This is a genomic window from Arthrobacter gandavensis (genome assembly GCF_015355785.1).
GTDB lineage: Bacteria > Actinomycetota > Actinomycetes > Actinomycetales > Micrococcaceae > Arthrobacter_B > Arthrobacter_B gandavensis_A.
The window spans coordinates 13,566-36,804 of the sequence record NZ_JADKYW010000003.1 but is presented as its reverse complement, the minus strand read 5'-3'; the positions used below and the strand labels follow the sequence as shown (position 1 = coordinate 36,804).

The following is a 23,239-nucleotide window of genomic DNA, read 5'->3' as shown; positions in this document are numbered from 1 at the left end:
GCGCAAATCCCCGCGGCCGCGAGCCCCGGCAGGGAAGGGCCGGTCAGAGGGATCGCATGACCGAGACGACCTTGCCCATGATGGTCGCGTGGTCGCCCATGATCGGCTCGTAGCGGGTATTTTGCGGCAGCAGCCAGGTGTGTCCGTTGCGCTGGCGGAATGTCTTGACCGTGGCTTCATCGTCCAGCAGGGCCGCGACGATGTCCCCGTTTTCAGCTGTCTGCTGCCGCCGGACCACAACCCAGTCCCCGTCGCAGATGGCGGCGTCAACCATTGAGTCTCCGGATACCCGGAGCATGAAGAGTTCACCGTGGCCCACCAGCTGGCGGGGGAGCGGCACCATCTCCTCAACTACCTGCTCAGCCAGGATCGGCCCGCCGGCCGCAATCCGTCCCACCAGCGGAACCATTGCCGTGTCCACCGCAGTGGTCAGCTCCGTGACGGAAGCCGGAGCTCCGGCCCCGGGGGCTTCCTGTGCGGGGCCGGAAGCCTCTTTGTGCATCAGCAGGGGAACCAGGATCTCCATAGCGCGGGGGCGCTTCGGGTCCCGCCGGATGTAGCCCATCTTCTCCAGCTGGCTCAGCTGGTGCGTGACGCTGGACAGGCTGGCAAGTCCCACCGTGTCTCCGATTTCGCGCATGGACGGCGGGTAGCCGTTGGCGCTGACCGAGGCCTGGATGGTCTCCAGGATCTTCTTCTGCCGCGGGGTCAGTGCACGGGGGCGGGGGGAGTCGGCGGCAGCAGTGGCAGCCGGGCGGCCTTCGGAGTCTGTCCTACGGGGCACTTCGGCTTCCCTTCAAGCGTTCCGGACAACCCGGATATGGCGGCAATGTCAGTGGCGGGTGGTTTCCTTTAGTCCGAACGCCGGTGCCGGAGGCAGCCCGCCCAGACAGGGGGGCCAAATCCGGAGGCCTTCAAAGGCTTCCGCTGATACCACGCTAGGGGAGCGGAAGGTCATTTTCAAACATTTGTTCGAGTGAGTCTCGACAGCGTTCGTAGATAGATGCTAGAAAAGGAACAGCAGGAATCGAATACATGTTCGATTCGAAGATGCCAACAGTTCGAATCCAGTTTCGAAGCCGGGTGTGTGCCGGCGAAGAATGGCTTCGGGCCGGAAAGGTTTGCCATGTCCGTCCAGTTTGCGGCTGCCCAGAGTTCGATGGGCTCCGTCCGCCTCATCCCCGCCGCCTCCCGCTCCGGTGCCAAGCCGGCGCCCCGCCGTTCCAGCGAAGAAGGCCGTTCCGTACCGCAGGGGCCGCTGAAGCTCACCCGCCGGGGCCGGCTCCTGCTCATCGGCGCCCCGGTCATGCTGGGCGGTGCAGCGCTGCTGACCTTCATCGGCTTCTTCACTGCACCGGCACTCGCCTCGAGCGACGGCGCTGAGGTCACGCGGACCCAGCAGGTCAGCGTGTCCGCGGGGGACAGCCTCTGGAGTCTCGCCGGTGAGTATGCACCCGAACGGGACCCGCGCGCCGTCGTCGCGGACATCATGGTACTGAACAACCTCTCCGACGCCGTGGTTCCGGCCGGTGTCCAGCTCTACATCCCGGTGGCCGGGTAGCCCTCCGCAGCACACCCGGCTGACCGTCACCTTGACGCCGGATTCTGCGGCGCGGCAGGCAGCGCCTTAAGCTGGACAGGTGAACGAACAGCTGGAAAAACTCAACCGCCTTCCCCTGCGGGACGATCTGAGGGGCCAGACTCCGTATGGTGCTCCGCAGCTGGAAGTGCCCATCCTGCTGAATGTCAACGAAAACACCCACGGACTGCCGCAGGAAGTCGCGGACGCCATTGCCGCGTCTGTCCGCCAGGCCGTGACCGGGCTGAACCGCTACCCGGACCGGGAATTCACCGAACTGCGTGAACGTCTGGCCGCCTACCTCGGCCACGGACTGGCCGTCGAGAACATCTGGGCCGGGAACGGCTCCAACGAGGTCCTCCAGCACATTCTGCAGGCCTTTGGCGGTCCGGGCAGGACCGCCATGAGTTTTCCGCCCACGTACTCCATGTACCCGCTGCTCTCGAGCGGAACCGGAACCGCATACATCACCGGCACCCGGTCGCCGGACTTCACGCTCAGTGCATCATCGGCTGCCGAACAGGTGCGGAAAGCGGATCCGAACATCGTCTTCCTGTGCACTCCCAACAACCCCACAGGCACCGCCCTGGGCCTGGATGTCGTGGAAGCCGTCTATGAGGCAGGGGCAGCCAGCAACGCCGTCGTAATCGTGGATGAGGCCTATGCCGAGTTCTCCCATGCCGGCACTCCGAGCGCACTGTCCCTGCTGCCCGGGCGTGAACGGCTGATCGTTTCCCGGACCATGAGCAAGGCCTTCGCCTTGGCCGGCGCCCGGCTGGGGTACATGGCCGCAGCACCGGAGGTCACCGACGCCCTGCGCCTGGTCCGCCTGCCGTACCACCTCTCCGCCGTCACGCAGGCCACCGCCAACGCAGCCCTCGCCCACGCAGACGCACTGCTGGCCAACGTCGAGGACATTAAGGGCCAGCGGGACCGCATCGTCTCCGAGCTGACCGACATGGGCCTGCAGCCGGCCGAGTCGGACGCCAACTTCGTCCTCTTCGGCGGACTCGAAAACCCGCGGAAGACCTGGCAGGGACTGCTGGATGCGGGTGTGCTGATCCGCGACGTCGGCATCCCGGGCCATCTTCGCGTGACCGCAGGCACTGAAGCTGAGACCACGGCCTTCCTCGCCCGGCTCCGCGAGCTGCTCCCGGCCTGACGCACCGCTGCGGCCGGCACCCCGCCTCCGGTGCGCAAACACTAGACTGGTAACCAGAGCCCACTTCTTCCAAAGGATCCTGTTATGACCGTGGAGACCGCCACCGGCCGCACGGCCCGCCTCGAGCGGACCACCAGCGAATCATCCGTCCTCGTGGAGCTGGACCTGGACGGCACCGGCCGTTCGGAGATCAGCACCTCGGTGCCGTTCTACGACCACATGCTCACCGCCCTGGCGAAGCACTCGCTGATCGACCTCACGGTCAAGGCCACCGGAGACACCCACATCGACGTCCACCACACCGTGGAGGACGTTGCTATCAGCATCGGGGAAGCCCTCAAGACGGCGCTGGGTTCCAAGGCCGGCATCCGCCGTTTCGGCGAAGCCACTGTTCCGCTGGACGAAGCCCTCGCCAACGCCGTCGTCGACATCTCCGGCCGGCCCTACCTGGTTCACTCCGGGGAGCCTGCCGGCCAGGAGTACCACCTGATCGGCGGACACTTCACCGGGTCACTGACCCGCCACGTGTTCGAAGCGATCACCCTGCACGCACAAATTTGCCTGCACATGACCGTGCTCGGCGGCCGGGACCCGCACCACATCGTGGAAGCCCAGTTCAAGGCCTTCGCGCGCGCACTGCGTGCCGCCGTTGAACCGGACCCGCGAGTCGAAGGCATCCCTTCCACTAAGGGCGCGCTGTGAGCCGGAAAGTCACGGTCCTGGACTACGGGTCCGGCAACGTCCACTCCGCCGTGCGTGCCCTGGAACGGGTGGGCGCAAACGTCACCCTGAGTGCCAGGTCCTCCGACGTCCTGGAAGCGGATGGACTGGTGGTTCCGGGCGTCGGCGCCTTCGCTGCGGTGATGCAGGGGCTCAAGGACGTTGACGCGCTGCGGATGATCGGACGCCGCGTAGCCGGAGGCCGTCCCGTGCTCGGCATCTGCGTGGGCCTGCAGGTCCTCTTCGACGAGGGCGTGGAACATGGAGTCCGCACCCAGGGCATGGGCGAATGGCCCGGCGTCGTGGAGCGGCTGGCGGCGGACGTGGTTCCGCACATGGGCTGGAACACCGTCGAGGCCCCGGCCGGGTCCCGCCTGTTCGCCGGCATCGAAGATGAACGTTTTTACTTCGTGCACAGCTACGGCGTGCAGAAGTGGGACTTTGACGTCACCCAGCCGGCCATGCAGCCGCCCCTGGTGACCTGGGCCAACCACGGCGGCCCGTTCGTAGCCGCCGTCGAGAACGGTCCGCTCAGCGCCACGCAGTTTCACCCGGAAAAGTCGGGCGACGCCGGAGCTGCGCTGCTTGAAAACTGGCTGAAGGCACTGGACTGAGCCATGTGGAGTGTTGTCCTCATGGGTCTGGCCGGCCTGCTGATTGGCGGAGCCATTTCCTTCCGCAGGCAGGGCATGCCGCGCCTGGTATCCATCAGTTTCTGGGTACTGGCGGGAATGTCCCTGCTCGGCGCCTACGTCCTTACCCTCGGCCTCTGAGCCGGCCCCATCTCTGAAAGCAGGACCATGTCCCTCACCGAAACACCCATCCTCGAGCTGCTCCCCGCCGTGGACGTTGCCGACGGCCAGGCCGTCCGCCTGGTCCAGGGCGAAGCAGGTTCCGAGACCAGCTACGGAGACCCGCTGGATGCCGCCATGGCCTGGCAGAACGACGGCGCCGAATGGGTGCACCTGGTTGACCTGGACGCGGCCTTCGGGCGCGGCAGCAACCTGCCGCTGCTCAAGCGCGTGGTGGAGGAGCTCTCCATCAAGGTGGAGCTCTCCGGCGGCATCCGAGACGACGCATCGCTGGAGAAGGCGCTGGAACTCGGCGCCCGCCGCGTGAACCTGGGTACCGCCGCCCTGGAGAACCCGGAATGGACCGCCAGTGCTATCGCCCGTTACGGCGACGCGATCGCCGTCGGGCTGGACGTCCGCGGCACCACGCTGGCCGCCCGCGGCTGGACCAAGGAAGGCGGAGACCTCTGGGAGGTCCTGGCCCGCCTCGAAGACGCCGGCTGCCCGCGCTACGTCGTCACCGACGTGACCAAGGACGGAACCCTCCGCGGACCGAACGTGGACCTGCTGCGCGACGTGCTGGCGCGGACCGACCGCCCGGTAGTGGCTTCCGGCGGGATCTCCAGCCTGGATGACCTGGCCGCGCTGCGCGAACTGGTTCCCCTGGGGCTGGAAGGCACCATTGTTGGCAAGGCACTCTACGCCGGTGCGTTCACGCTGCCCCAGGCCTTCGACGTCGCCGGCCACCCGGAGCGCTAGCACCCGTGGCCAACCGCGAACTGCCCGGACACATTGCGGCGGCCCTCGCTGCGGCCGGGGGACCGGCAGATTCCGCGGGTGTGCCCTGGGCGGGGCGCAGCCTGGAGGGCGACGGCAACCCGCTGCACCAGTTCGACAAGGACGACGGCCAGCCCGACGCCGGATATGCGGCTTCGGTGCAGGCACTGGTTGCGGGAACCGGCACGGAGGCCGGCGTGGTGGAATCGCTCGCCACAGCGAGGGTCTATGTGGCGATTGTCGCGACCCTCGGCGAGGAAGCCACCTCGGAACACGGACTGGCCGCGGACAAGGAAGCCGACCTCGCCCTGGTCACCCTGAACGCACCCGACGGACGCAAGGCACTGCCGGTCTTTTCCTCCGTCGATGCACTCGCGCGCTGGCATCCCGAGGCCCGTCCGGTGGCTGTCTACGCTCCGCGCGCTGCGTTGTCCGCCGTGTCCGAAGAAGCCCAGATGCTGGTCATCGACCCCGGCAGCGACGTGACGTTCGTAGTACGCCGTCCGGCGATGTGGGCACTTGCCCAGCAGCGCGAATGGACGCCCTCCTATGAAGACGGCGGGCTGGCCGGGATAGTCGCCGAGGCCGCCGGCCAGGAGCCGGCGGTACGCCAGGTGCGCCTCACCGCAGGCGGTGGCGTAGCCACCCGGACGGCAGAGGGTACGCTGGTGTCGGGCGGGGGCGCAGGGCCGGAACTGAGGATCATTCTTCAGCTGGCACCCGGACTCGACGCGGCAGGCGTCCAGTCACTCGCAGCAGCGCTGCAGCAGCGCCTTGCCGGCCATCCCGAATTCGTTGAGCGCGTCGATTCCCTGGAACTGAAAATCACGCGCTGACCGGCCCGAACGGCCAGAAGAGAAGTGCAGTGAACTTTAGTGTCTACCGGGACCTGCTTGCCATCGTCCCGGTCCGGCGTGTGCTCCTCGTGGGCATGCTGGCCCGTTTTCCCCATGCTGCCGCCGGCGTCCTGCTGACCCTCCACGTAGTACTGACCCTGGACAAGGGTTACGCCGCGGCCGGCGCAGTTGCCGCCCTGGTGACCATCGGCATCGCCGTCGGAGCACCGTGGCGCGGACGCCGGGTGGATAACGTGGGCCTGCGCAGGGCACTCATTCCCTCGGTGATCTCCGAAGCCGTGATCTGGTCCGTGGCACCCCACGTGAGCTACGAATGGCTGCTGGTGCTGGCCCTGATCGGCGGGGTGTTCACGCTGCCCGTCTTCAGCGTCGTGCGGCAGTCCCTTGGCGTCCTGGCCAAGGGGGACAAGCGGCGGACCGCTTTCACCCTGGACTCGATCGGCACCGAGGTGGTGTTCATGGGCGGACCCGCGGTCGGTGCCGTCCTGGCCACTTCCGTCTCCACCGCCGTCGGGCTGACGCTGGTGGGCATCTGTACCGCCGGCGCCGGGCTCTTCCTGATGTGGTTCAACCCGCCCACGAGGTCCGAATCCCTGGAGGCCACGGAGCACGACGTCGAAGCGGCCACGGCCGCGCTGGTTTCCTCGGCGCCGGCCCACCTGGGCGAACCCGCGGCCGAGCTGACCGAAGCGGCCGGCGCCGCGGCGGAAGCGGAAGGCGCGCGCGGCGGCGTGCTGGCCCGTGCGGCGGCCGGTTTCTCCTGGCTGACGCTCAGCGTCGCTGTGGTGTTCGTGGTGGCTGCAGGTGCGGGGCTGCTGCTGGCAAGCAGCGACGTCGGAATTGTTGCCCTGGTGGAGTCCTCCGGCAACCCGGGCCAGCTGGGAATTGTCTTTGCGGTCTGGTGTTTCGCATCGCTGGTGGGCGGCCTGGTCTACGGTGCCATGAAGCGCCGGGTTTCGCCCATGCTGCTGCTGCTTGCCATGGCCGTGCTCACCCTGCCCATGTCCCTGGCAACAGACACGGTGTCCCTGGCACTGCTCTCGATTCCCGGCGGCCTGCTATGTGCACCGGTCCTCTCCGCCGCCTCCGAGCGCGTCGCGGACCTGGTGCCCGAGGAGCGCAGGGGAGAAGCCATGGGCTGGTACGGTTCAGCGCTGACGACGGGCACCGCCATCGGAGCGCCCCTGGCTGGAATGGCGATTGACGTCGTCGGCCCCTGGGCCGGCTTCGCCTTCGCAGGCACGGCAGCGGCACTGATGGTCCTTTTGACCCTGGGCGCCCGCGCCGTGGTGAACGCCCGGCGCACCCTGGTCTAGGCAACCCCTGATCTAGGCACAACCCTGGTCTAGGCATAGGGAAGGCCCGAAGGAACATCCTTCGGGCCTTCCCTATGTGCTGAAACTTAGTTGACGGGGCCGGTGAACTTCTCGCCCGGTCCCTTTCCGGGAGCATCCGGAACGGAGGAAGCCTCGCGGAAGGCAAGCTGCAGGGAACGCAGTCCGTCACGCAACGGACCGGCGTGCTGGCTTCCGATCTCCGGGGCGGCAGCGGTGACGAAGCCGGCGAGGGCGGTGATCAGCTTGCGGGCCTCGTCCAGGTCCTTGAGGTCTTCTGCGTCCGCACCTTCGGCAAGACCGCACTTCACGGCGGCGGCGCTCATCAGGTGCACCGCCGCAGTGGTGATAACTTCAACCGCGGGAACTTCGGCGATGTCGCGGACCTGCGCCGAAACGGGGCTCTCGGAGTGGCTGTGGGTTTCTTCTTCGGAGGTTCCGGGGAAGGAATGGCGGGCAGAATCGCCAGCCGGATTGCTCTGTGGGGTACTCATACTGGTAAGCTTGTCACAGACCGACCGGTAGACGTTATTTGCGCCCAGCCCACCGACGTGATGAAAATCAGCGGACAGCTGTTGCAGGTAACCGGGACCGGTATGCAAGCGGAGTCTCTCCCACCCGCGTCAGCCTGATTAAACCAGCCTTACGGCCGGATCAGAGTTGCCGGGTTCAGGTTGGCCCTTCCAGGGGTGTCATCTTTAGATGAATCCCCGGAAGCGCACTGTGCAACAGTGCCCGGCCGAACCTCGAGGCCTCCGATTGCGCGTGCAATTGGGGGCCTTCTTCAGTTGCAGGCGGTAGCCGTTTTGAGTCAAACAGGAGCTGCAACATTAGCGAGCCAAGAATCAATGATCGGATCCGTGTCCCTGAGGTGCGGTTGGTAGGACCGGCTGGGGAACAGGTAGGTGTGGTCCGGATCGAGGACGCCCTTCGCCTGGCAGCGGAGTCCGACCTGGATCTTGTAGAGGTAGCACCTCAGGCGAAGCCTCCGGTGTGCAAACTAATGGACTTCGGCAAGTACAAGTACGAAGCCGCAGTCAAGGCCCGTGAGGCACGCAAGAACCAGACCAACACGGTCCTGAAGGAAATCCGTTTCCGCCTCAAGATCGACACCCACGACTACGAGACCAAGCGGGGACATGCCCTTCGCTTCCTCGGCGCGGGTGACAAGGTCAAGGCCATGATCCAGTTCCGCGGACGTGAGCAGCAGCGCCCTGAAATGGGCATCCGCCTGCTGCAGAAGTTCGCCGAGGACGTCGCTGAGGTGGGTGTGGTCGAGTCCAGCCCCCGCATCGACGGCCGGAACATGGTCATGGTGATCGGCCCCCTCAAGAACAAGGCAGAGGCCAAGGCCGAAGCTCGCCGCGCTTCCCAGCGCGCCGAGGCAAAGGCTGCCAACGAAGCCGCCAAGAAGGGTGACGCCCCGGCACGGGTCGACACCACTGCCGACAAGGCGCCCATGACGCAGAGCCTGGCAGATCTCCTGCCGGACGGCCTGCGCCTTGGCTCTTCCGCAGCCGAAGCCGACAAGGCCCGGGCTGAGCAGGAACAGGCTGAGAAGGCCAAGGCAGCGCAGGCTGCCAAGGCCGCGGCAGACAAGGCTGCTGCCGATGCCCGCCGTGCGGAGGAAGCAGCCAAGGCTGCTGCCGCTAAGCCGGCCACGAAGCCTGCTGCGGCACCTGCCGCAGCAAAGCCGGCCGAAGCGCCCAAGCCCATGGCAGTGCCCAAGCCGACGGCCGTCAAGCCGTCCGCGCCGAAGCCCGCTGCCCGGCCGAAGCCGGCCGCCGCGTCCAAGCCTGCTGGCAAGGCACCCGCCTCGGGAGCCTCGAGCCAGAAGAAGCCTGGCTCTGCGGAGTAAGCACCGCTAGAACGCCCAGGCGTCCCTAGGAAACCCCGGCACCGTTACAGGTGCCCATATCACCGCGGGTTCGTACCGCGGAAACCAAAGGAGATCGGTTCCCATGCCGAAGATGAAGACCCACAGTGGCGCCAAGAAGCGCTTCAAGCTGACCGGCACCGGCAAGCTCAAGCGCCAGCAGGCCAACCGCCGCCACTACCTGGAGCACAAGTCCTCCCGCCTGACCCGCCGTCTCGCCGGTGACAAGATCGTCACCCCGGGCGAGGCCAAGGTCATCAAGAAGATGCTCGGCAAGTAACCATCTTCCCCAGCGGTTCCGAGACGAACTGCTCCACATATCAACTAACTTTCCCGCGGCCCGACAGGGGCCGCAGCACCGGTAGTGTGCGCGGGACTATTTCTAAGGAGTACGCACGTGGCACGTGTGAAGCGGGCGATTAACGCCCATAAGAAGCGTCGGGTAATCCTCGAGCGCGCCAAGGGCTACCGCGGACAGCGTTCACGCCTGGTCCGCAAGGCCAAAGAGCAGCTGCTGCACTCGTATGTGTACAGCTACGGTGACCGCCGCAAGCGCAAGGGCGACTTCCGCCGTCTGTGGATCCAGCGCATCAACGCTGCTTCCCGCGCCAACGGCCTGACCTACAACCGTCTGATCCAGGGCCTGAAGGCTGCTGAGATCGAGGTTGACCGCCGCATGCTGGCCGAACTGGCAGTCAACGACGCCAACGCGTTCGCCACCCTGGTTCAGGTTGCCAAGGATGCACTGCCGTCCGACACCTCCGCTCCGGCCGCTGCTGCGGCTCCGGCTGCCAAGAAGGCTCCGGCCAAGGCTGCTCCGGCTGCGAAGACCGCTCCGGCCGCGACGGCTGCTGTTGCTGACGGCGGCTTCAAGGCCTCCGAAGGCGAAGCTCCCGAGGGCTACGTCATCAAGGGTGCAGCAACCGGCAAGTACCACGTTCCGGGTTCCACCTGGTACGAGCAGACCGTACCCGAGTACTGGTTCAACTCCGTGGAAGCAGCCAAGGCTGCCGGCCTGGAGCCTGCTGGCGGCGAAGCCCGCCAGAAGTTCCAGGGCTAATTTCGGTACCTGCTGAACATGCATGACGCCGGACGCTCCGCCGCTCCGCTGATGTCCAACCCCCGAGCTGATCGGGTGAAGGAAGCAGCGAAGCTGGCGGGGCGTCCGGCTCGTTTAAAGACCGGCCGGTTCCTGGCCGAAGGTCCGCAGGCCGTCCGTGAAGCCCTGGTGGCGCACCGAGCAGCGGTCGCAGAGGGCCGTCCCGGCGTCGTCGTCGAGGCTTATGCCACCCGGGCCTGCCTGGATCGGCTGCCCGAACTGGTTGAACTGGCGGATCAGGCCACTCTGCGCCTGGCCACGGACGAAGTCCTGGCCGCGATGGCGGATACCGTGTCGCCGCAGGGAATTGTGGCAGTGTGCCGCATCCAGTCCCCGTCGCTCGATGACGTGCTGGCCGCCCGCCCAAAACTCCTTGCCGTGATGTGCGAGGTGCGGGATCCGGGCAACGCCGGAACCATCCTGCGCGCGGCGGACTCTGCCGGAGCTGACGCCGTTGTCCTCACGGCGTCCAGTGTGGACATCCACAATCCCAAGGCCGTGCGCTCCACGGTCGGCTCCCTGTTCCATCTGCCGGTGGTTTCCGGCGTGGACTTCGCTGAACTTTCATCCCGGCTGCGGAAAGCCGGAATCACGATTCTTGCCGCGGACGGCTACGGAAGCCAGGACCTGGATGCGCTCCAGGATTCATCTGCACTGCGCCGCCTCGCGCCCGCCGCGGATGCGTCAACCGATGCTGGTCCGCGCCTGGAAGATCCCTCCGCCTGGCTGTTCGGCAACGAAGCCCAGGGTCTGGCCGAGGATGAACTTGCCGCAGCGGATTACCGCGTTGCGGTCCCGGTCTACGGTCAGGCCGAGAGCCTCAACGTAGGTACGGCCGCGACCGTGTGCCTCTACGCCTCGGCCCGCGCCCAAAATCGCTGAGGACGCTGGACCGCTAACGCTGCAGTGCCTCTTTCGCGGCTTCCCTGGGCGCCCCGGCGGAACGACGGCGGTCCAGTGCTCCGCTGAGCAGGGCCACACCCAGCCCCAGCAGTGCCAGGACCGCACCCACGATTGCCGGTGAACGGAAGCCCCAGCCCCAGGCGATGACCAGCCCGCCGGCCATGGCACCGAGGGCGTTGGCCATGTTCAGGGCGGCGTGGTTCAGCGACGATGCCAGGGAGGCTGCGCCGGGGGAGACATCGAGCAGGCGGGTCTGCAGCGCGGGAGTCAGGGCCGAGCCAATGGCTCCGACCAGGAAGACCAGGATGATTGCGCCGGCTTGGTACTGCACACCCCAGGCGTAGACGGCCAGGATGACGACGGTGCCGGCCAGCACGGCGTAGATGCTGCCCATCACTGAACGGTCGGCAATCCGTCCGCCCACGATGTTGCCCACTACCTGCCCAACTCCGTAGAGGCCGACGATCAGCGGCAGCACTCCCATGGAGAAACCTGCAACCTCGGTCATGGTGGGGGAAATGTAGGTGTAAACCGCGAAGAATCCCCCGAAGCCGACGGTGCCAACCAAAAGGGCCAGCCACATCTGCATCCGCCGCAGGGCGCTCAGTTCACGCTTGATGCTGGCATCCGGATGCGCAGCCTGGAACGGCACGAACCATGCCACGAGAGCGACGGTCAGCAGGGCGATGGCCCCAACCAGGACGAACATCCAGCGCCAGCCGGCGAGCTGTCCCAGCCAGGTGGCGAAGGGCACGCCAATCACGTTGGCGATGCTCAGGCCGAGCATCACCATCGAGATTGCCCAGCCGCGCTTCGTGGGTGCCACCAGTGAGGCAGCGATGACGGCGGCGACGCCGAAGAACGCCCCGTGCGGCAGCCCGGACAGGAAACGGGTGAACAGCAGCCAGCCGTGGTCCGGAGCGATGAAGGACGACAGGTTGGCGACGGCGAAGAACGCCATCAGCCCCAGCGCCAGCCACTTTCGGGGCAGTTTGGCGCCGGCAGCGGCGAGCAGCGGAGCTCCGACGACGACGCCGAGGGCGTACGCGGAGATGACGTGCCCGCCCTCAGGGACGGAAACGCCGAGGTCGGCGACCATTTCCTGCAGCAGGCCCATGATGGCGAACTCGGTGGTGCCGATGGCGAAACCGCCGGCGGCAAGGGCAACGATGGCCAGGGGTACGTGGCGGGTTTTGGGCGTCGCTACGCGCAGGGAAGGCATAAGTGCGTGGGGTGCTTTCGGATCAGCGGTTGCCGCGGAGCCGTGAAGATGCACGGACGCGTCTGGCGGGCCCGGGGCCGGGGCGGGAACGTAGATGCTGCCGCTGCCGTGGCCGGGGGCCGAACGGCCACGATGCCGTTCCTTCCAAGTCTAGGCCAGCGGACACCGTAGACTCGATCTGTGTCGAATTCAGAACTGAAGCAGGTAGTCGGAGCCGCGATCGTAGATGATCTGAGCCGGCCGCAGAGCCTGCTGGCTGCCCGCCGTACGGCCCCGGAGGCCTATGCCGGTATGTGGGAGTTCCCGGGCGGTAAGGTGGAACCCGGAGAAACCTGCGAAGCCGCCCTGCAGCGTGAACTCACCGAGGAACTGGGTATCGAGGTGGTCCTTGGCACAGAGGTGACCGGCCCGCTGGCTCAGGGGTGGCCGCTGAACCCCAAGGCTGCGATGCGCGTCTGGCTCGTTGAGGTGAAAGCCGGGGAGCCGCAGCCCCTCGAAGACCACGACGAGCTGCGCTGGGTGCGCCTCGATTCCGCCGAACTCGCTGAACTGCCCTGGATTCCGGCAGACCTGCCAATTGTCACGGCAGTCCTGCACGCTGCGGAGCAGCCCCAGGCCGGCTGACCTTCCGCCCGGCCGGGAGCTGCACGGCACTTTTGCCTAGGCGGCCGCCAGCAGCGCGTCCATCTGGGACTTTAGGTGTATCCACCTGCTGCACGGCCCACCAGCCGTGATAGGTCTTCCCGTCCGGTCCGGTCATGAAATAGGTGACGCTGCCTCCGGGGATCAGGCTGTGCTCGCTGACCGTGGCCGGGTAGGTTGGCGGACCCCACCAGCCCTCCAGCTTGCGGGGGTCTGCCCAGAGTTCCCAGACTTTCTCCGGGCCTGCCTCGAATTCTGCGAGGGCCGTGACGGTCAGGGCGTCGTAATCCTTGTCAATGCTTCTCACGCTCATGGCTGTTTTTCCTTGCCCCGGGCTGGTTCCCGGGCTTTTCCTGCCGCAGAAGGCCGGACATCCGGCTCAGCCTGCCGGCCCAAGCCTCAGCCAGCGCATCCAGTGCGCGGTGTGCCTGGTCGACGGCGTCCGGCGCGGTGCTCACGAGCTGTTCCCTCCCGCGGCGTTCCTTGGAGACCAGGCCTGCCTCCTCAAGGACCGCGACGTGTTTCTGCACCGCCGCGAAACTCATGGGATAGGCCTCGGCCAGCCGGGATACCGACAGCTCTCCGACGGCAGCGCGGCGCAGGATGTCCCTGCGCGTGCTGTCCGCCAAAGCATGGAACAGGCGGTTCACGGCTTCGTCTGACAACGCATCTACAACCATTTGGTTGTAACTTAGGACCTCCGCGGCATTGGTCAAGGCCTTCCCGGGACTTAGAAGAGGGTCCCGGCCGCCACCGGCAGGCCTGCAGCAGTCTTAGGCGCGGGCCGCGCGGCGCCCCGGGTGGCGAGGAACTGGTTCCTGCCCTCGAACCCGTGCCGCTTCTTGAAGTGGGTGATCCGGCCCGCGAGCCACTGGCGGTATTCCTTCGAAGCGTAGGTGCCGCCGTCGTACAGCTTGTCGTAGCGTGCGGCGAGCTGCGGGTAGTCGCGGGCCAGCCACTGGCGGTACCACTCCCGGGCGCCCGGGCGCAGGTGCAGGGCGCCGGCCGTGACCGAGGTGGCGCCGGCGTCGGCCAGCGCGGAGAAAAGCGCATCCAATGACTCGTCGCCGTCAGTCAGCCAGGGCAGGATCGGCATGGCCATCACGTTGCAGTCCATGCCCGCATCCCGGATGCGGCGGACCAGGTCCAGCCGGGCCTTGGGTGAGGGCGTGCCCGGCTCCACCCGCCGGGCGAGGTCCGGATCCAGCAGGGCCAGTGAGATGCCCATGCTGATGCTGGTCTGCTGCGCGGCCTCCGCCAGGAGCGGCAGATCGCGGGCCAGGAGCGTTCCCTTGGTCAGGATGGAGAAGGGGGTTCCGCTGTCCGCGAGGGCACGGATGATGCCCGGCATCAGTTTGTAGCGGCCCTCGGCCCGCTGGTACGGATCGGTGTTGGTGCCCATAGCCACGTGCTCGTAGTCCCAGGACGGCCGTGCCAGTTCCCGCCGCAGCACCTCTGCCGCGTTGGTCTTGACCACCAGCTGGCTGTCGAAGTCCGCTCCGGCGTCCAGATCCAGGTAGCTGTGGGTCTTACGGGCGAAGCAATAGACGCAGGCGTGGCTGCAGCCCCGGTACGGGTTCACTGTCCAGCCGAAGGGCATTGTCGAGGTCCTTGGCACCTTGTTCAGTACGGACTTGGCAAGGACCTCGTGGAACGTCACACCGGCAAAACCGGGGGTCTGCACGGAGCGGACCAGTCCCTGCAGCGGTAGCAGCGCATCTGTGGACGGTGCTGCCTTGGGTTCCTGTTCCTGCCACCTCATGCAGTCCATTAGAACATGTGTTCGAATCAGTGCCTACCCTCTTCGGGGCCGGTAGCCGCCGTCGGACACGCCCGCCAGGATTTCGAAGATGTTCGACGACGCCGGGTCTCCGGTGCGGAGCTTGGAATATCCGGCAGCGGTAAAGTACAGCGGCAGGAACGCCAGTCCCAGTGCGGCGTACTGGCTGCTGTGCCGGGCTTCGTGGCGCAGCAGTGCGGAGGCGGGACCGGCGTCGAACGCCTCGGAAACCCGGGGCCGGTAGAGGATCACATTGCCCACGGTGAAGGCTGCAGCGCGGGGGAGCGGATGGTTCCAGCCTCCGGCCAGCAGCAGTCCGCCGGGGCCCCGCCGCACCGCCACCCCGCCCAGCCGGGCAGTGAGCAGACCCGCCGCCGTCGTGCAGTTGGCCAGGTTCACTGCGCGGCGCAGCGCCTGGCCTCGGGTCAGTAATGGACGCATGCAGCCATGCTAGGGGCAGGAGCGCGCCTTCACACTGCCCGGACGGGGAGGAAGCGTTGGTTAGACTGGTAGCCGCAGGCTTCGTGCCTTTGCCTGCAGGACACAGCATCCACAACCATTCACATCAACACGGCCGGAAACAGGTAAGAACGGTACATGTCGAATTCCATACAGGGGACGGACTCCCCAGACAACGCGGCACCCAATCCGCTCGACGAGTCAGCCATCGCGGCTGCCGTTGATTCAGCGCTCGCAGCCATCGGTTCCGCAGCGGACCTGGATGCCCTCAAGGACGTCCGCATCGCCGTCACCGGCGAGAAGTCCCCGCTGTCCCTGGCCAACCGCCAGATCGGGTCACTGCCCAAGGACCAGAAGGCAGCAGCCGGCAAGGTGATAGGCCCGGCCCGCGGACGAATTAGCCAGGCGCTCGCCGCCCGCACCGTGGAACTCGAAGCCGAGCGGGACGCGCGGATCCTCGTCGAGGAAGCCGTGGACGTCACCGCCGCCCCGCGCCGCCGCCGTATTGGCGGACGCCACCCGCTTTCAACCCTGCAGGACCGCGTCAGCGACATCTTCGTGGGCATGGGCTGGGAGATTGCCGAAGGCCCCGAGGTTGAATCCGAATGGTTCAACTTCGACGCACTGAATTTCAAGCCGGACCACCCCGCCCGCGAAATGCAGGACACCTTCTTCGTGGAGCCCCCCGAAGCGCACCTGGTCATGCGCACGCACACCTCCCCGGTGCAGGTCCGCTCCATGCTCGAGCGCGACCTGCCCATCTACGTGCTGTGCCCCGGCAAGGTGTTCCGCACCGATGAACTCGACGCCACACACACTCCCGTCTTCCACCAGTTCGAAGGCCTTGCCATCGACAAGGGCCTCACCATGGCAGACCTGGTGGGCACCCTGGAGCACTTCACCCGCGTGCTCTTTGGCGACGAAGCCAAGGTACGGCTGCGCCCGAATTACTTCCCGTTCACCGAGCCCAGCGCCGAGCTGGACATCTGGCACCCCGGAGCCAAGGGCGGTCCGCGCTGGATCGAATGGGGCGGCTGCGGCATGGTCAACCCCAACGTGCTGCGCGCCGCGGGGATCGACCCCGAGGTCTACTCAGGTTTTGCCTTCGGCATGGGCATCGAGCGTGCCCTCATGTTCCGCAACGAGGTGTCCGACATGCGGGACATGATCGAAGGCGACGTACGTTTCAGCGAACACTTCGGGATGGAGATCTAAGTGAGAATCCCACTTTCCTGGCTGCGCGAGTATGCCCAGCTTCCGGCGGACGCAACCGCCGAAGACGTCATGGCAGAACTGGTCAGGGTTGGTCTGGAGGAAGAGGACGTCCACCGTCCCACCGACGAACTCTCCGGGCCGATCGTTGTGGGCCGGGTGCTCTCCAAGGAGCCCGAGCCGCAGAAGAACGGCAAGACCATCAACTGGTGCTCCGTCCGTGTGGTGCCCGAGGGTACCGAGCAGACGCTCACCGGTGAGGGCATCGATCCGTCCGGCGTGCAGGGCATCGTCTGCGGTGCGCACAACTTCGAGGTGGGGGACAAGGTTGTTGTCACCCTGCCCGGCGCCGTGCTGCCCGGAGATTTCCGGATCAGCCCGCGCAAGACCTACGGCCACGTTTCCGCCGGCATGATCGCCTCCGTGCGTGAACTCGGCATCGGCGAAGACCACGACGGCATCCTGGTGCTCTCCACCCTGGGACTCGATCCCGAGGTAGGCACCGACGCGATGGAGCTGCTCGGCCTCTACGACCAGGCCGCCGAGATCAACGTCACGCCGGACCGCGGCTACGTCTTCTCCATCCGCGGTGCTGCCCGCGAGTACGCCCACGCCACCGGCACCAAGTTCACCGACCCCGCCGCCACGGTAGAGGTTCCGGAAGCCGACGGCGCCGGGTACCCGGTGCGCCTGGCCGACGAAGCCCCGATCTACGGCAAGCCCGGCTGCGACCGCTTCGTCGCCCGCACCGTGCGCGGCGTGGACCCCACCCGACCGACGCCGCCGTGGATGTCCTCACGGCTGCGCCTGGCCGGAATGCGTTCCATCTCGCTGGTCGTGGACATCTCCAACTACGTGATGCTTGAGCTCGGCCAGCCGCTGCACTTCTACGACCTGGACAAGCTCACCGGCGGAATCACGGTCCGCCGCGCCAACCCGGGGGAGACGCTGAAGACCCTGGATGACAAGGTCCGCACCCTTGACCCTGAGGACCTGCTGATCACCGACGGTTCCGGTGCCATCGGCATCGCCGGTGTCATGGGCGGAAACGCCACCGAGGTTTCCGACGCCACGCAGAACGTCCTGATTGAGGCCGCCCACTTCGAGGAAGTCTCAATCGGGCGTTCGCGCCGCCGCCACAAGCTGCCGTCCGAAGCGTCCAAGCGCTTCGAGCGCGGCGTGGACTGGTACGTCGCGGACATCGCTGCCCAGCGCGCCGTCAACCTCCTGGTGGAACTGGCCGGCGGCACCGCCGATGAGTCCATCACCGACGCCGGCACCGCCCCGGAAATCCGCAGCATCTTCCTGCCTGCGGACTACCCGGCCAAGCTGATCGGCCTGGACTTCACCGAGGAACAGATCACCGGCACGCTCACGGACCTTGGTGCGGACGTTGAAAAGGCCGACGGCGGCTACCGGGTTCTTCCTCCGAGCTGGCGGACCGACCTGGAAACCCGCGAGGACCTCACCGAGGAAATCATCCGGCTGGTGGGCTACGACAAGATCCCGTCCACCCTTCCGATTGCTCCTCCCGGCCGCGGCCTGACCCGCGTCCAGCAGCAGCGCCGCCGCCTGCAGCAGTCCCTTGCGGCGTCGGGCCTTACCGAGGTGCTGTCCTATCCCTTCGTCACCGAAACGGACAACAACACCTTCGGCACCCCGGTTGCCGGCGAGCAGCGTCCGGCCGTGAAGCTGGCCAACCCGCTTTCCGCCGAGTTCGGCTACCTGCGCACCTCCGTGCTGCCGGGGCTGTTCGACGTCGCCAAGCGGAACCTCTCGCGCGGCTTCCGCGACCTCGCACTGTTCGAATCCGCGCTGGTCTTCCTTCCCGGCGAGCAGAACGGCACGGAGTCGATTCCGCCGCTGGGCGTCAAGCCCTCCGAAGAGGTCCTGGACGGACTGTACAACGGCATCCCGGACCAGCCGCTGCACATCGGCGTGCTGTTCACCGGCCACGAGTCGCCGGCCGGTGCCGGGCACACCCCGCGTGCCTGGGACTGGGCAGACGCCGTCGACACCGCCCTGCTCATGGGCGACGTGCTCGGCGTCGAACTGGTCATCAGCCAGGGCGAGCACCAGGCCTTCCATCCGGGCCGTACCGCCAAGATCTCGCTGCGCAGCGGCGAAACCGTTGGCTACGCCGGCGAACTGCACCCGAAGCTGCTCGCAGCACGGGATATGCCGGCCCGCACGGTGGCGCTGGAGCTCGACGCCGATGCGCTGTTCGATGCCGCTCCGGACGTGATCGTGGCGAAGGAAATCTCCACGTTCCCGGCCACCACCCAGGATGTCGCGCTGATTGTCGCAGCCGAGATCCCGGCCGAGTCCGTGCTGGAAACCCTGCGCGAAGGCGCCGGCGACCTGCTGGAAGACATCGCGCTGTTCGACGTGTACACCGGCAAGGGCATCGATGAGGGGCACAAGTCCCTAGCGTTCGCCCTGCGTTTCCGGGCTGATGACCGCACGCTAACTGCCGACGAGGCCTCCGAATCCAGGGCCGCCGCCGTCGCGCTGGCTGCCGAACGCTTCGGAGCCGTGCAGCGGTAGTCCCGCCTGATTGTGTGAAGCCCCGCCGGTCCGTTCCGTCGGGGCTTCGCGCATTTCCGGCTAGGTTCTGCGGGAGGTGCGTCCGACGGCGATCCACCAGGCCAGCGATTCGTCATCCACGATGATTTCCGGGGGGACGTTCATCCAGCCCTCGCCCATTGGCCGGCCGACGCCCATGCAGGCCGGCTGCCCGCCTGCGGTGAGAAGGTTCTGGTATTGGGCCGGGTCAACGCGCACCAGCAGGTCTCCGTCTTTGCCGGCAGCCACTGCCAGCTGTCCGTCCACCATGAAGGACACACCCCCGAACATGCGTTTCTCCCGGACGTCCCCATGGGAGGCGAGGTTCGCCCGAATTCGCTGTACCAGGGTTTCCTGGAACGGGTCCACGTTCATGCCTGCCGCCTTCTGTCCGGGGTGTCCTCGACGGGATTCGTCGTCTCCGATTTCCGGCTCTCCACCAGGGGCGAAGCGCTAGGCCTGTTAGGCCTGTGCCTACGAGCAGACAACCAATGGTTAACCAACCGTGCCCCTGTGCCGCGTTGAAGTAAAGAACCGGAATCAGAACTGCTCCGGCCAAGGCGGCGGACCCCAGGTGCTTGCCTTTGGGGCCCGATCCGGCCTTGTGCGCTCATGATGGCGTCGAGTCTCGCACCAACGCGCGGCGCCCGCCGTGCACCCGCGCTATCGGACACGGGAGCGGGGGATGAGCGGTGATTCTGCTGCCGGTTCGGGAAGATTCGACCGGTTCTCGCTTTTGCTGCCGCTCGGAACAGGCAGCGAACCCCCGAACCGGCAGCAGAACCCGGATCTGCTCCGTTTTGTGCAGATCGCTCCGCGGCGTACCGCAGCTATGACCACAAAGCGGAGCGGGACCGGCACCCCGGCAGCGGGGCCTTGGAACCGGAGCAGGACCCCTAACCGGCAGTAAACCCTCAAACCGGCAGCAGAACCCCGGGCCCTACGGAACCAGCAGCACCTTGCCGGTGGTCTTGCGTCCCTCCAGGTCCTCGTGCGCCCGGGCCGCTTCGGCCAGAGGATAGGTTGCGCCGATCCGCACGTCCAGGGTGCCGGCCTCCACCATCTCGAACAGTTCGCGGGCACGCCACTGCCGCTCCTCGGCGCTAAGCAGGTAATCCCTTATGGTCGGCCGGGTGAGGTAGAGCGAGCCCAGCGCATTCAGCCGCTGGATGTCGAACGGGGGCACCTGGCCCGACGCACCGCCGAACAGCACCATCATGCCGCGCGGGCGCAGGCTGGAAAGCGAACCGTCGAACGTGGCCTTGCCGACGCCGTCAAACACCACATCCACGCCCCGCCCGTTGGTCAGCTCCCGCACTCGGTCGGCGAACCCGTCGTAGCGCAGCACATGGTCGGCCCCGGAGGCTGAGGCGAGCGCCTCCTTCTCGTCGGTGGAGACGGTGGTGATCACGGTGGCGCCCTTGGCCTTGAGCAGCTGGGTCAGCAGCAGGCCAACGCCGCCGGCACCGGCGTGGGTCAGGACGGTTTCCCCCGACTGCACGGGATAGGTCGAATTGCACAGGTAATGCGCCGTCATGCCCTGCAGGGGAAGGGCAGCAGCTACTTCGCTGCTTACGCCGCGGGGCACGGGCAGGGCCTTGGAGGCGTCCAGCAGCATGTATTCCGAATAGGCGCCGCCGCCTTCCGCGGTTGCCACACGGTCACCGTCGCTGAACGCGGCAACGTCCATGCCCGCCTGGACCACCGTGCCGGCGGCCTCGGAGCCCGGAATAAAGGGGTAGTCCATCTTGTAGACACCGCTGCGCTGGTACGTGTCGATGAAGTTCACGCCCGTGGCCGCTACCTTCACAAGCAGCTCGTTGGGGCCGGGAACCGGAAGAGCCACGTCTACGTAGCGCAGGATTTCAGGTCCGCCCGCTTTCGGGACGACAATGGCCTTGTGCATGGAATGCCTCTTCCGGTGGATGGGCGGGGAGTAAACGGGTACGCGAACCCATCGTAGGACGGCCGCCGCCGGGAGGCACGGCGATCGCCTCACTCGAGACACATTGCATAATTATGAAGTCCCTTGCATAAAACTGCTGTAGGGTGGTTGGCATGACGATTTCCGTAGCTGTATCAGGTGCCAGCGGCTATGCCGGCGGTGAGGTCCTGCGCCTGCTGGCGGGCCACCCCGGCGTCGAAATTGGTGCCATCACCGCCCACAGCAACGCCGGCTCCCGGCTCGGCGAACTCCAGCCCCACCTGCACTCCCTGGCGGACCGGATCCTGGTTGACACCACCGTGGAGAACCTGACCGGGCACGACGTCGTTTTCCTGGCCCTGCCGCACGGTGCCAGCGCTGAAATTGCCGCGCAGCTGCCCGAAGGCACCCTGGTAATCGACGCCGGCGCCGACCACCGGCTCACCGATCCCGCCGCATGGGAGAAGTTCTACGGCTCCCCGCACGCCGGTTCCTGGCCCTACGGACTGCCCGAACTTCCCGGCCACCGCGACATGCTCCGCGGCGCACGCCGGATCGCCGTTCCGGGCTGCTATCCTACGTCCTCGCTGCTGGCGCTCACGCCCGGCTTCGCGGCCGGACTGCTGGAGCCCGACGACGTGGTCATCGTGGCAGCATCCGGCACCTCCGGTGCGGGCAAGGCAGCCAAGCCGCACCTCCTCGGCTCCGAGGTGATGGGCGGCATGAGCCCCTACGGCGTGGGCGGCGGACACCGGCATACCCCGGAAATCGAACAGGGCCTCTCCGCCGCAGCGGGGGAGCAGGTCTCCATTTCCTTCACCCCGACGCTGGCTCCCATGGCCCGCGGCATCCTCACCACCGCGACGGCCAAGGTCCGCCCCGGCGTCGACGCCGCCGCCCTGCGCGGGGCCTGGGAAGCGGCCTACGCCGATGAACCGTTCGTCCGGGTGCTGCCCGAGGGCCAGTGGCCTGCCACCAAGATGGTGGCCGGCTCCAACTACGCAGCACTCCAGCTCGCCTACGATCCGCACGCCGGCCGTGTGATTGTCTCCGCCGTGATCGACAATCTCACCAAGGGCACCGCCGGCGGCGCCGTCCAGTCCATGAACATCGCCCTGGGCCTCGAAGAGAGCACCGGGCTCACCCTGCAGGGAGTAGCACCGTAATGAGCACCAACGCAGCAACCGGCATCACCGCACCGGCAGGATTCCGGGCAGCCGGCATCACCGCGGGCCTGAAGGCCTCCGGCGGACGCGACGTCGCACTGGTGGTCAACGACGGCCCCGCCAAGGCAGCAGCCGCGGTCTTCACCCGCAACCGCGTCGCCGCCGCACCCGTGCACTGGTCCCGGCAGGCCATCTCCGACGGCCGGGCCGACGCCGTGTTCCTCAACTCCGGCGGCGCCAACGCCTGCACCGGCCCGCAGGGTTTCCAGAACACCCACGCCACCGCAGAGAAGGTCGCTGACCTCCTCGGCATCTCTGCGAACGACGTCCTGGTCTGCTCCACCGGCCTGATCGGCGAGCAGCTGCCCATGGACAAGATCCTCCCGGGCGCCGAAGCCGCCGCAGCCGCCCTGGAAGCCGGCGGCGGTGCCCTCGCAGCTGAAGCGATCATGACCACGGACACCGTCTCCAAGCAGGCAGTCTTTGCCGGAACCGGCTACAGCATTGGCGGTATGGCCAAGGGCGCCGGCATGCTGGCGCCGGGCCTGGCCACCATGCTGGTAGTCCTGACCACGGACGCGGACCTCGACGCCGCTGCCCTGGACGCCGCGCTGCGCGCCGCCACCGCCGTCACGTTCGACCGCACCGATTCGGACGGCTGCATGTCCACCAACGACACCGTGATCCTGATGGCCTCCGGTGCGTCCGGCACCACTCCGGACACTGACGAGTTCACCCGCGGACTCACCGAGGTGTGCCACTCGCTGGCCCAGCAGCTGATCACCGATGCCGAAGGCGCCAGCCACGACATCGCCATCACCACCGTCAATGCCGCTACGGTGGCCGACGCCGAGAACGCCTCGCGCGCCGTCGCCCGCTCCAACCTGTTCAAGACCGCCATCTTCGGCAACGACCCGAACTGGGGCCGGGTGCTCTCCGCCGTCGGCACCACGGACGCCGCCTTCGAACCGGAGAACATCAACGTCACGATCAACGGCGTCCAGGTTTGCCGGGGCGGCGGCATCGGCGATCCGCGCGAAGGCGTGGACCTCACCGGCCGGGCCGTGAACGTTGAAATCGACCTTGCCGCCGGCACCGAGTCCGCGACCATCTGGACGAACGACCTGACCACGGACTACGTCCACGAAAACTCGGCGTACAGCAGCTAGGC

Annotated in this window: 26 protein-coding genes; 17 read left to right on the top strand and 9 right to left on the bottom strand. The window is 67.0% G+C overall.

What is annotated here, in order from left to right; all coding sequences use genetic code 11:
* Positions 1 to 43 precede the first annotated feature (43 nt).
* Entirely contained in the window at positions 44 to 712 is a 669-nt protein-coding gene (lexA, locus tag ITX31_RS01580) for a transcriptional repressor LexA (RefSeq protein ID WP_228528966.1), read from the bottom strand.
* Positions 713 to 1,126: 414 nt separating this feature from the next.
* Here lexA and ITX31_RS01575 point away from each other — a divergent pair, with 414 nt between their 5' ends.
* The 8 genes from ITX31_RS01575 (at position 1,127) to ITX31_RS01540 (ending at position 7,202) form a co-directional block, all read left to right on the top strand.
* A complete protein-coding gene (locus ITX31_RS01575; RefSeq protein ID WP_228528904.1) occupies positions 1,127 to 1,561 on the top strand; it encodes a LysM peptidoglycan-binding domain-containing protein in 435 nt (144 codons plus the stop codon).
* Between the two features lie 79 nt (positions 1,562 to 1,640).
* On the top strand, positions 1,641 to 2,741 hold the full coding sequence (locus ITX31_RS01570) for a histidinol-phosphate transaminase (protein WP_194781751.1): 1,101 nt from the start codon (positions 1,641 to 1,643) through the stop codon (positions 2,739 to 2,741).
* A gap of 84 nt (positions 2,742 to 2,825) precedes the next feature.
* Positions 2,826 to 3,443: an imidazoleglycerol-phosphate dehydratase HisB gene (hisB, locus tag ITX31_RS01565; RefSeq protein WP_194781750.1), complete on the top strand. Its 618-nt coding sequence runs from the start codon at positions 2,826 to 2,828 to the stop codon at positions 3,441 to 3,443.
* Entirely contained in the window at positions 3,440 to 4,075 is a 636-nt protein-coding gene (hisH, locus tag ITX31_RS01560) for an imidazole glycerol phosphate synthase subunit HisH (RefSeq protein ID WP_194781749.1), read from the top strand. The genes hisB and hisH overlap by 4 nt, the downstream gene beginning before the upstream one ends.
* 3 nt (positions 4,076 to 4,078) lie before the next feature.
* Entirely contained in the window at positions 4,079 to 4,234 is a 156-nt protein-coding gene (locus ITX31_RS01555; protein WP_194781748.1) for a hypothetical protein, read from the top strand.
* A gap of 27 nt (positions 4,235 to 4,261) precedes the next feature.
* A complete protein-coding gene (priA, locus tag ITX31_RS01550; RefSeq protein ID WP_152275249.1) occupies positions 4,262 to 5,011 on the top strand; it encodes a bifunctional 1-(5-phosphoribosyl)-5-((5-phosphoribosylamino)methylideneamino)imidazole-4-carboxamide isomerase/phosphoribosylanthranilate isomerase PriA in 750 nt (249 codons plus the stop codon).
* A gap of 5 nt (positions 5,012 to 5,016) precedes the next feature.
* A complete protein-coding gene (locus tag ITX31_RS01545) occupies positions 5,017 to 5,865 on the top strand; it encodes an SseB family protein (RefSeq protein WP_194781747.1) in 849 nt (282 codons plus the stop codon).
* A 29-nt stretch (positions 5,866 to 5,894) separates the two neighbouring features.
* On the top strand, positions 5,895 to 7,202 hold the full coding sequence (locus ITX31_RS01540; protein ID WP_194781746.1) for an MFS transporter: 1,308 nt from the start codon (positions 5,895 to 5,897) through the stop codon (positions 7,200 to 7,202).
* A gap of 86 nt (positions 7,203 to 7,288) precedes the next feature.
* Here the strand turns inward: ITX31_RS01540 and ITX31_RS01535 are convergent, their stop codons facing one another.
* The gene (locus tag ITX31_RS01535; protein WP_194781745.1) at positions 7,289 to 7,714 is read right to left on the bottom strand and encodes a DUF1844 domain-containing protein; all 426 of its coding nucleotides are present in this window, start codon (positions 7,712 to 7,714) and stop codon (positions 7,289 to 7,291) included.
* Between the two features lie 377 nt (positions 7,715 to 8,091).
* Between ITX31_RS01535 and infC the strand changes: the two genes are divergently transcribed.
* The 4 genes from infC (at position 8,092) to ITX31_RS01515 (ending at position 11,077) form a co-directional block, all read left to right on the top strand.
* Positions 8,092 to 9,078, top strand: coding sequence for a translation initiation factor IF-3 (infC, locus tag ITX31_RS01530; RefSeq protein WP_416354769.1), 987 nt, complete (start codon positions 8,092 to 8,094; stop codon positions 9,076 to 9,078).
* A 103-nt stretch (positions 9,079 to 9,181) separates the two neighbouring features.
* Complete coding sequence (gene rpmI, locus ITX31_RS01525; RefSeq protein ID WP_055240480.1) at positions 9,182 to 9,376, top strand: 50S ribosomal protein L35; 195 nt, start codon at positions 9,182 to 9,184, stop codon at positions 9,374 to 9,376.
* Between the two features lie 117 nt (positions 9,377 to 9,493).
* On the top strand, positions 9,494 to 10,156 hold the full coding sequence (rplT, locus tag ITX31_RS01520; RefSeq protein ID WP_194781744.1) for a 50S ribosomal protein L20: 663 nt from the start codon (positions 9,494 to 9,496) through the stop codon (positions 10,154 to 10,156).
* A gap of 18 nt (positions 10,157 to 10,174) precedes the next feature.
* Positions 10,175 to 11,077: a TrmH family RNA methyltransferase gene (locus tag ITX31_RS01515; RefSeq protein WP_194781743.1), complete on the top strand. Its 903-nt coding sequence runs from the start codon at positions 10,175 to 10,177 to the stop codon at positions 11,075 to 11,077.
* Positions 11,078 to 11,090: 13 nt separating this feature from the next.
* Here the strand turns inward: ITX31_RS01515 and ITX31_RS01510 are convergent, their stop codons facing one another.
* The gene (locus tag ITX31_RS01510; RefSeq protein ID WP_194781742.1) at positions 11,091 to 12,320 is read right to left on the bottom strand and encodes an MFS transporter; all 1,230 of its coding nucleotides are present in this window, start codon (positions 12,318 to 12,320) and stop codon (positions 11,091 to 11,093) included.
* Between the two features lie 180 nt (positions 12,321 to 12,500).
* On the opposite strand from ITX31_RS01510, the gene ITX31_RS01505 reads away from it, so the two are divergent.
* Positions 12,501 to 12,944, top strand: a complete 444-nt coding sequence (locus ITX31_RS01505) for a (deoxy)nucleoside triphosphate pyrophosphohydrolase (protein ID WP_194781741.1) — start codon at positions 12,501 to 12,503, stop codon at positions 12,942 to 12,944.
* Here ITX31_RS01505 and ITX31_RS01500 read toward each other — a convergent pair.
* The 4 genes from ITX31_RS01500 to ITX31_RS01485 are packed head-to-tail and all read right to left on the bottom strand — an operon-like array spanning position 12,901 to position 15,183.
* Positions 12,901 to 13,275: an SRPBCC family protein gene (locus ITX31_RS01500; RefSeq protein WP_194781740.1), complete on the bottom strand. Its 375-nt coding sequence runs from the start codon at positions 13,273 to 13,275 to the stop codon at positions 12,901 to 12,903. The genes ITX31_RS01505 and ITX31_RS01500 overlap by 44 nt on opposite strands.
* Positions 13,256 to 13,678: an ArsR/SmtB family transcription factor gene (locus ITX31_RS01495; RefSeq protein ID WP_416354768.1), complete on the bottom strand. Its 423-nt coding sequence runs from the start codon at positions 13,676 to 13,678 to the stop codon at positions 13,256 to 13,258. Before ITX31_RS01495 ends, ITX31_RS01500 begins: the two co-directional genes overlap by 20 nt.
* A 14-nt stretch (positions 13,679 to 13,692) precedes the next feature.
* On the bottom strand, positions 13,693 to 14,724 hold the full coding sequence (locus tag ITX31_RS01490; protein ID WP_194781738.1) for an Rv2578c family radical SAM protein: 1,032 nt from the start codon (positions 14,722 to 14,724) through the stop codon (positions 13,693 to 13,695).
* A 33-nt stretch (positions 14,725 to 14,757) separates the two neighbouring features.
* Positions 14,758 to 15,183 carry a hypothetical protein gene (locus tag ITX31_RS01485; protein ID WP_228528902.1) on the bottom strand — a complete coding sequence of 142 codons (426 nt, stop codon included), beginning with the start codon at positions 15,181 to 15,183 and terminating at the stop codon, positions 14,758 to 14,760.
* Positions 15,184 to 15,339: 156 nt separating this feature from the next.
* Between ITX31_RS01485 and pheS the strand changes: the two genes are divergently transcribed.
* Complete coding sequence (pheS, locus tag ITX31_RS01480) at positions 15,340 to 16,416, top strand: phenylalanine--tRNA ligase subunit alpha (protein WP_194781737.1); 1,077 nt, start codon at positions 15,340 to 15,342, stop codon at positions 16,414 to 16,416.
* The gene (pheT, locus tag ITX31_RS01475) at positions 16,417 to 18,960 is read left to right on the top strand and encodes a phenylalanine--tRNA ligase subunit beta (RefSeq protein ID WP_194781736.1); all 2,544 of its coding nucleotides are present in this window, start codon (positions 16,417 to 16,419) and stop codon (positions 18,958 to 18,960) included.
* A gap of 60 nt (positions 18,961 to 19,020) precedes the next feature.
* Here pheT and ITX31_RS01470 read toward each other — a convergent pair whose 3' ends face one another.
* Together ITX31_RS01470 and ITX31_RS01465 are read right to left on the bottom strand one after the other, a co-directional pair.
* On the bottom strand, positions 19,021 to 19,353 hold the full coding sequence (locus tag ITX31_RS01470; RefSeq protein ID WP_194781735.1) for a TfoX/Sxy family protein: 333 nt from the start codon (positions 19,351 to 19,353) through the stop codon (positions 19,021 to 19,023).
* 565 nt (positions 19,354 to 19,918) lie between these two features.
* Positions 19,919 to 20,884, bottom strand: a complete 966-nt coding sequence (locus ITX31_RS01465) for a quinone oxidoreductase family protein (protein ID WP_194781734.1) — start codon at positions 20,882 to 20,884, stop codon at positions 19,919 to 19,921.
* A gap of 152 nt (positions 20,885 to 21,036) precedes the next feature.
* Between ITX31_RS01465 and argC the strand changes: the two genes are divergently transcribed.
* Both argC and argJ read left to right on the top strand, forming a co-directional pair.
* Positions 21,037 to 22,068: an N-acetyl-gamma-glutamyl-phosphate reductase gene (gene argC, locus ITX31_RS01460; protein ID WP_194781733.1), complete on the top strand. Its 1,032-nt coding sequence runs from the start codon at positions 21,037 to 21,039 to the stop codon at positions 22,066 to 22,068.
* Positions 22,068 to 23,237, top strand: a complete 1,170-nt coding sequence (gene argJ / locus ITX31_RS01455) for a bifunctional glutamate N-acetyltransferase/amino-acid acetyltransferase ArgJ (protein ID WP_194781732.1) — start codon at positions 22,068 to 22,070, stop codon at positions 23,235 to 23,237. The genes argC and argJ overlap by 1 nt, the downstream gene beginning before the upstream one ends.
* Positions 23,238 to 23,239 lie beyond the last annotated feature (2 nt).